1 protein-coding gene is annotated in these 1,109 nt (G+C 63.2%); it reads right to left on the bottom strand.

Going from position 1 to position 1,109, the window contains the following annotated elements; all coding sequences use genetic code 11:
- Positions 1 to 821: 821 nt before the first annotated feature.
- Positions 822 to 1,091, bottom strand: coding sequence for a hypothetical protein (locus BJF80_RS08895; protein WP_075812975.1), 270 nt, complete (start codon positions 1,089 to 1,091; stop codon positions 822 to 824).
- Positions 1,092 to 1,109: the final 18 nt, after the last annotated feature.

Below are 1,109 nucleotides of genomic sequence, written 5' to 3'. Positions count from 1 at the left end.
GGGGTTCGGCGTTGGCCACCCAGATCTAGAACGGTGCCGCAGAGTCCGGCGGATCACCCACCTGGATGCCGGTGTGGGGACTCCTCCACCCAGTAGCTCAACCGACGCTCGAGGACGCCCCGGCTCCACCAAGCCACACGACGCATCCCACGCGGTGACGTCCAGGCTGCGTCACGGCTCGATCTCCGGATCCATGCTCAGGATGCTGGTGCGGGGCAATGTAGAAGGTGTGCTGGGCGTGACTCGAAAACGGTCGTCACTGGGCCAGCACCGCCGGCAAGGCGTCCGACGCGTCCGCGCGTCGACTTTGAGTCGGGATCGCCGTCCCGCAGGTCGGACTCCCGGTCAGGCGCGACGCCGAATGGAAGGTCACGGTGAGCAACTCCGGCTCACGCCGCACTCGGTCACGAGCAGACCGTCCGGGCCGAACAGGAGCTTGCGGTTGTGGCACTACGAGCCGCCGGTGTTCTGGGCACGGCACGATCTTGAATTCGCACGGGTCAATCCGAGACGCAAGGAAAGCTGGCCGGAAAATTTGTTTGCCTAGTACTGAAAAGCCGCCACGAGAAAAGGGATGGAAGCCAAGAATAGGCAGCCCGCGGCAAGAAACAAGGGAATAGCTGTAGCCTTGGAGTCACCCCCGCCGCGTCTTCTTTTGAAAGAAAAGATTATCAATCCCATACCCACCACCAAGCCAATAATGCCGATGGTTACCAAAGTCGTCGCGTCCACGTCGCCACTGTATATGGCCCAGCGTGGGCGGAGGCACATCAAGGGACCTGGCCAACCTGTCGATAACGCCTTCACTCGGGTTGCTCGTGTCACAGCAGGCGAGGAGGGCAGGAAGTGGACCCCGGTGAGGCGCCAGCTCTGCGTTCGTCGGACGAGACGGACGACCGGGCGCGCCAGGCATAGAGGGCGGCTCCTTGGTAGGTGTCGCGTTTCCAGCGCCAGGCGCTCAGGTCATGCGGGTCCAGGTTCAGCAGCGAGGTGATCACCATGCCCGTGAGGACGTCGGAGACCTCGACCCACAGGCCACCACAGTCGGACTGCGTGCTGCCCTCGTCAAGAGGGGGTTCGGCGTTGGCCACCCAGATCTAGAACGGTGC

The organism is Serinicoccus sp. CUA-874 (assembly GCF_001942225.1).
GTDB classification, from domain to species: Bacteria; Actinomycetota; Actinomycetes; order Actinomycetales; family Dermatophilaceae; genus Ornithinicoccus; species Ornithinicoccus marinus.
This window is presented reverse-complemented; position numbering and strand designations above follow the sequence as displayed.